This is a genomic window from Terrisporobacter sp., from assembly GCF_017888745.1.
Classification (GTDB): Bacteria; Bacillota; Clostridia; order Peptostreptococcales; family Peptostreptococcaceae; genus Terrisporobacter.
In genome coordinates this window covers 1-5,463 of the sequence record NZ_JAGHFM010000156.1, presented here as the reverse complement: position 1 = coordinate 5,463, position 5,463 = coordinate 1, and the positions used below count along the sequence as shown (strand labels likewise).

10 protein-coding genes and 1 pseudogene are annotated in these 5,463 nt (G+C 33.0%); all 11 read left to right on the top strand.

What is annotated here, in order from left to right:
* Positions 1 to 90 (top strand): annotated as a pseudogene (locus J7G74_RS07695) (EF-Tu/IF-2/RF-3 family GTPase); the annotation flags it as partial.
* Positions 91 to 460: 370 nt separating this feature from the next.
* Complete coding sequence (gene rpsJ / locus J7G74_RS07690) at positions 461 to 772, top strand: 30S ribosomal protein S10 (RefSeq protein WP_018590366.1); 312 nt, start codon at positions 461 to 463, stop codon at positions 770 to 772.
* 94 nt (positions 773 to 866) lie between these two features.
* A complete protein-coding gene (gene rplC / locus J7G74_RS07685; protein WP_297133748.1) occupies positions 867 to 1,496 on the top strand; it encodes a 50S ribosomal protein L3 in 630 nt (209 codons plus the stop codon).
* 30 nt (positions 1,497 to 1,526) lie between these two features.
* Complete coding sequence (rplD, locus tag J7G74_RS07680) at positions 1,527 to 2,150, top strand: 50S ribosomal protein L4 (RefSeq protein WP_297133746.1); 624 nt, start codon at positions 1,527 to 1,529, stop codon at positions 2,148 to 2,150.
* Complete coding sequence (rplW, locus tag J7G74_RS07675; RefSeq protein WP_330616462.1) at positions 2,150 to 2,440, top strand: 50S ribosomal protein L23; 291 nt, start codon at positions 2,150 to 2,152, stop codon at positions 2,438 to 2,440. The genes rplD and rplW overlap by 1 nt, the downstream gene beginning before the upstream one ends.
* A 29-nt stretch (positions 2,441 to 2,469) precedes the next feature.
* Positions 2,470 to 3,300, top strand: a complete 831-nt coding sequence (rplB, locus tag J7G74_RS07670) for a 50S ribosomal protein L2 (RefSeq protein WP_297133742.1) — start codon at positions 2,470 to 2,472, stop codon at positions 3,298 to 3,300.
* Between the two features lie 57 nt (positions 3,301 to 3,357).
* Complete coding sequence (gene rpsS, locus J7G74_RS07665; RefSeq protein WP_297133741.1) at positions 3,358 to 3,639, top strand: 30S ribosomal protein S19; 282 nt, start codon at positions 3,358 to 3,360, stop codon at positions 3,637 to 3,639.
* Between the two features lie 33 nt (positions 3,640 to 3,672).
* On the top strand, positions 3,673 to 4,008 hold the full coding sequence (gene rplV / locus J7G74_RS07660; RefSeq protein ID WP_297133738.1) for a 50S ribosomal protein L22: 336 nt from the start codon (positions 3,673 to 3,675) through the stop codon (positions 4,006 to 4,008).
* Positions 4,009 to 4,029: 21 nt separating this feature from the next.
* Positions 4,030 to 4,836 (top strand): 30S ribosomal protein S3, encoded by an 807-nt coding sequence (rpsC, locus tag J7G74_RS07655; protein ID WP_297133736.1) that lies wholly within the window; start codon positions 4,030 to 4,032, stop codon positions 4,834 to 4,836.
* Positions 4,837 to 4,866: 30 nt separating this feature from the next.
* On the top strand, positions 4,867 to 5,298 hold the full coding sequence (gene rplP / locus J7G74_RS07650; RefSeq protein ID WP_297133733.1) for a 50S ribosomal protein L16: 432 nt from the start codon (positions 4,867 to 4,869) through the stop codon (positions 5,296 to 5,298).
* A 1-nt stretch (position 5,299) separates the two neighbouring features.
* Positions 5,300 to 5,463 (top strand): 50S ribosomal protein L29 (gene rpmC, locus J7G74_RS07645; RefSeq protein WP_297133750.1); only part of this gene is annotated, 164 nt, incomplete at its 3' end.

The following is a 5,463-nucleotide window of genomic DNA, read 5'->3' as shown; positions in this document are numbered from 1 at the left end:
TCTATATGTGTTGAAGAAGGATTAAGATTCGCTATAAGAGAAGGTGGAAGAACAGTAGCTTCAGGAGTTGTAGCAGAAATAATAGAATAATCTATTTAGATTATTTATATATAGAAAAGAAGAGGGGGGTTAAACCTCTCTTTTTTTGTTTATAATATTGACAATGTGTTGAAAAGATTATATACTAGTAAAGTCGCTGTGAAGAAATAAGTTACTAGATTTTGTATAGATTATCTTAAGAAAATAATGTATACAAAAAATAAAAAATATCTTGAAAAAAACCTAATTATAAGGTAAAATATAATAGTGTGCTTGAGAGATACGAATTGTAAGAATTGAGAATTGGTCCTAAAATTTTGATATTTTTGATTTTAAAAAACAGGAACACCCGGAACTGTGTATCGGTATCAAAATAAATAAAGACTAATGATAAACAAGCGAAGAAGGAGGGAAATAAAACATGGCTAAAAATGAAAAAATAAGAATAAGATTAAAATCTTATGATCACAAATTATTAGATTTTTCTGCTGGTAAAATAGTTGAAACTGCTAAAAAAGCTGGATCACAAGTTTCAGGTCCTGTGCCACTACCAACAGAAAAGCAAGTAGTTACTATATTAAGAGCTGTTCATAAATACAAAGATTCTAGAGAGCAGTTTGAAATAAGAACTCATAAAAGATTAATAGACATAACAAACCCAACACCTAAGACTGTTGATTCTTTAATGAAATTAGACTTACCAGCAGGTGTTGATATAGAAATAAAATTATAATAACTAACACCTAAGATATTATCCTATAAGGTGATTATCTTAGAATGATTACCAGATTAGGTAATCCGCTGTAAGAATTATAGGAGGTGCTAATATGAAAGGAATATTAGGAAGAAAAGTTGGTATGACTCAAGTATTTACTGAGCAAGGTGAAGTAATACCTGTAACAGTAGTTGAGGCTGGACCAGTTGTTGTAACACAAGTTAAGACAATAGAAAATGATGGATACAATGCAGTTCAAGTAGGTTTTGTAGATGCTAAAGAAAAATCTTTAAACAAACCTCAAAAAGGTCACTTAGCTGCAGCTAACACATTAAAAAAACATTTAAAAGAATTTAGAGTTGAATCTGTAGATGCTTATACAGTAGGACAAGAATTAAAAGCTGATGTATTCGCTGCAGGTGAAATGATAGATGTAACAGGAATATCTAAAGGGAAAGGATTCCAAGGTCCAATAAAAAGACATGGTCAATCAAGAGGTCCAGAATCTCACGGTTCTAGATACCACAGAAGACCAGGTTCAATGGGAGCTTGTTCTTACCCAGGTAGAGTTTTCAAAAACAAAAAATTAGCTGGACACATGGGTAGCGTAAAAGTTACAGTTCAAAACTTAGAAGTAGTAAGAGTTGACGCTGAGAAAAACTTTATATTAGTTAAAGGTGCTATACCAGGAGCTAAAGGTTCAATAGTAACTTTAAAAGAAGCAGTTAAAGCTTCTAAATAATGACTAACCTAAGAAAGGAGGATCACAACGATGCCAAAATTAAATGTATTGAATATGAATGGACAAAATGTTGGTGAAATAGAATTATTAGATTCTATATTCAATGTTGAAGTTAACGAACATGTTTTATATGAAGTAGTTAAAAACCAACTTGCAAATAAAAGACAAGGTACTCAATCTGCTAAAACTAGAGCAGAAGTTAGAGGTGGCGGAAGAAAACCTTGGAAACAAAAAGGAACAGGTAGAGCAAGACAAGGTTCTATAAGAGCTGTACAATGGGTAGGTGGAGGAGTTGCTTTCGCACCAAAACCAAGAAGTTACAAATATACTTTACCTAAAAAAGTTAGAAGATTAGCTATGAAATGTGCTTTATCTTCAAAAGTACAAAACAACGAAATGATAGTATTAGATGCTTTAACTATGGAAGCTCCTAAAACTAAAGATTTCGCAGCTATGTTAAAAAACATAAACGCTGGTAAAAAAGCTTTAGTAGTAATGGCTGAGAAAAATGAAAACGTAATAAAATCAGCAGCAAATATACAAGGTGTAGAAACTGCATTAGTTAACACTATAAATGTTTATGACATCTTAAAATACGATTCTTTCGTAATAACAACAGACGCTGTTAAAAAAGTGGAGGAGGTGTACGCATAATGACTAATCCACACGATATAATAATAAGACCAATCGTTACAGAACAAAGTATGGCTGATATGGCTGAAAACAAATATACATTTGTAGTAAGCAAAAAAGCTAACAAAACTGAAATAAAGAAAGCTGTAGAAGCTGTTTTCGGAGTTAATGTTGAAAAAGTTAATACATTAAACTACGATGGAAAAGTTAAAAGAATGGGTAGAAGTGTAGGAAGAACTGCAAGTTTCAAAAAAGCAGTAGTTAAATTAACTGCTGACAGTAAAGAAATAGAATTCTTCCAAGGAATGTAATACCTTAATTAACGTAAGGAGGAAAAAAGATGGCTATTAAAAAGTTTAAACCAACTTCTCCTGCCTTAAGACAAATGACAGTTTTAATTTCTGATGAGATAACAACAAATCAACCAGAGAAATCTCTTTTAGTTTCTTTAAAGAAAAACTCTGGTAGAAATGCTCACGGAAAAATAACTGTTCGTCACAGAGGTGGAGGAAACAGAAGAAAATATAGAGTAATAGATTTCAAAAGAAATAAAGATGGAATACCTGCAAAAGTTGCGACTATCGAATACGATCCAAACAGAACTGCTAACATAGCTTTATTAAACTATGCAGATGGTGAAAAAAGATATATATTAGCTCCAGTTGGAATAAAAGTAGGAGATACTTTAATGTCAGGACCAAATTCTGATATAAAACCAGGTAATGCATTAGCATTAAAAAATATGCCAGTTGGTACAGTAATTCATAACATAGAATTAAAACCAGGAAAAGGAGCTCAGTTAGTTAGATCTGCTGGTGTTTCTGCTCAATTAATGGCTAAAGAAGGAACAAAAGCTTTATTAAGATTACCATCAGGAGAAATGAGATATGTTTCTATAGAATGTAAAGCTACTATAGGACAAGTTGGTAACGTAGAACACGGAAACGTAGTTATAGGTAAAGCTGGTAGAAAAAGACATATGGGTATAAGACCTACAGTTAGAGGTTCTGTAATGAACCCTTGTGATCACCCTCACGGTGGTGGTGAAGGTAGAGCTCCAATCGGTAGATCTGGACCAGTTACTCCATGGGGTAAACCTGCACTTGGATACAAAACTAGAAAGAAAAACAAAGCATCTAATAAATTAATAGTTTCAAGAAGAACTAAATAGTAGATGATTAAATAGATTTTATAGGAATTTATTTTACTCAGAGAGGAGGAAAATTAAATGTCAAGATCAACTAAAAAAGGACCTTTTATTCACGCTAGACTTCTTAAGAAAGTTGAAGCTATGAATGAATCAGGAAATAAAGAAGTTATAAAAACTTGGTCAAGAAGTTCAACAATATTCCCTCAAATGGTAGAACACACTATAGCTGTTCACGATGGAAGAAGACATATACCTGTTTATATAACAGAAGATATGGTTGGACATAAATTAGGAGAATTTGTTCCTACTAGAACTTTCAAAGGACACAAAGACGACGAAAAGAGTAATAAGAGAAAATAATACCATTCTGACTAAGGAAGGAGGAATAAAACAATGGAAGCAAAAGCAATTGCAAAATATGTACGTGTATCTCCAAGAAAAGCAGGACAAGTTTGTAGTCTTGTAAGAGGTAAAAACGTTGATGAAGCATTAGCAATATTAAAATTCACTCCTAGAGGTGCTGCTGCAGATATAGCAAAAGTTGTAAAATCTGCTAAAGCTAATGCTGAAAATAACCACGAAATGAACGTTGAAAATTTATATATAGCATCTATAGTTGCTAACCAAGGGCCAACAATAAAGAGATTTATGCCAAGAGCTCAAGGTAGAGCTACTATGATAAGAAAGAGAACTTCTCACATAGAAGTTGTTCTAAAAGAAAAAAAATAGTCACAGATAGGAGGGAAATAAATGGGACAAAAGGTTAACCCACACGGATTAAGAGTCGGTGTTATAAAAGATTGGGATTCAAGATGGTTCACAACTGATAAAAAAGAGTTCGGTGCATTATTATTAGAAGACCACAATATACGTAAATTCTTAAAAAATAAATTATACTCTGCTGGAGTTGCTAAAATAGAAATAGAAAGATCTGCTAACAAAATAAAGTTAGACCTTCATGTTGCTAAGCCAGGTGTTGTTATAGGAAGAGCTGGTGCAGGAATAGAAGCATTAAAAGCTGAGTTAGAAAAAATGACTAAGAAAAATATAATAGTAAACATAGTTGAGGTAAAAGCTATAGACAAAAATGCTCAACTTGTTGCTGAAAACATAGCTTTAGCTATAGAAAGAAGGGTTGCTTTCAGAAGAGCTATGAAACAAGCTGTTCAAAGAGCACTTAAATCAGGAGCTAAAGGTATAAAAGTTGCTGCATCAGGAAGATTAGGTGGAGCTGAAATGGCTAGAACTGAAGGATACAGCGAAGGAAATGTACCTCTTCAAACTTTAAGATCTGATATAGATTATGGATTTGCTGAAGCTGATACTACTTATGGAAAAATAGGTATAAAAGTTTGGATCTGTAATGGTGAAGTATTACCAACTAAAAACGGAATAAATCCAAGAGAAGAAAGAAAAGATAATAGAAGAGATAGAAGAGATAATAAAAGAGATAACAGAAGAAGAGATTCTAGAGGAACTGATAGAAGAGGTCAAAGACCACAAGGACAAAGACCACAAGGACAAAGACCTCAAAGAACTGAAAAAGGAAATAAATAATAGTTAGGTTCGAGGAAGGAGGAAACACTCATGTTAATGCCAAAAAGAGTAAAACGTCGTAGAGTTCATAGAGGAAGCATGGCTGGGAAAGCTCAAAAAGGTAACAAAGTTACTTACGGTGAGTTCGGTTTAATGGCTATGGAACCATCATGGATAACTTCTAATCAAATAGAAGCTGCCAGAATAGCTATGACTAGATATATAAAAAGAGGCGGGAAAGTTTGGATAAAAATATTCCCTCACAAGCCAGTAACAAGAAAACCAGCTGAAACTCGTATGGGTGCTGGGAAAGGTTCTCCAGAATATTGGGTAGCCGTAGTTAAACCAGGAAGAGTTATGTTCGAATTAGCAGGTGTATCAGAAGAAAAAGCTAGAGAAGCTATGAGACTTGCTGCACATAAACTTCCAATAAAATGTAAATTTGTTAAAAAAGAAGATTTAGAAGTAAAGGGTGGTGAATAGGATGAAAGCTAAAGAATTAAGAGATTTAACAAGCGAAGAGCTAATGAGTAAATTAAATGACTTCAAAAGTGAATTATTTAGCTTAAGATTCCAATTAGCTACTGGTCAATTAGAAAATACAGCAAGAATAAAGTTTGTTAAGAAGGATATAGCAAAAGTTAAAAC

Coding starts and splice junctions, on each gene's coding strand:
- rpsJ (WP_018590366.1), top strand. CDS start 461: ATGGCTAAAAATGAAAAAATAAGAATAAGATTAAAATCTTATGATCAC.
- rplC (WP_297133748.1), top strand. CDS start 867: ATGAAAGGAATATTAGGAAGAAAAGTTGGTATGACTCAAGTATTTACT.
- rplD (WP_297133746.1), top strand. CDS start 1,527: ATGCCAAAATTAAATGTATTGAATATGAATGGACAAAATGTTGGTGAA.
- rplW (WP_330616462.1), top strand. CDS start 2,150: ATGACTAATCCACACGATATAATAATAAGACCAATCGTTACAGAACAA.
- rplB (WP_297133742.1), top strand. CDS start 2,470: ATGGCTATTAAAAAGTTTAAACCAACTTCTCCTGCCTTAAGACAAATG.
- rpsS (WP_297133741.1), top strand. CDS start 3,358: ATGTCAAGATCAACTAAAAAAGGACCTTTTATTCACGCTAGACTTCTT.
- rplV (WP_297133738.1), top strand. CDS start 3,673: ATGGAAGCAAAAGCAATTGCAAAATATGTACGTGTATCTCCAAGAAAA.
- rpsC (WP_297133736.1), top strand. CDS start 4,030: ATGGGACAAAAGGTTAACCCACACGGATTAAGAGTCGGTGTTATAAAA.
- rplP (WP_297133733.1), top strand. CDS start 4,867: ATGTTAATGCCAAAAAGAGTAAAACGTCGTAGAGTTCATAGAGGAAGC.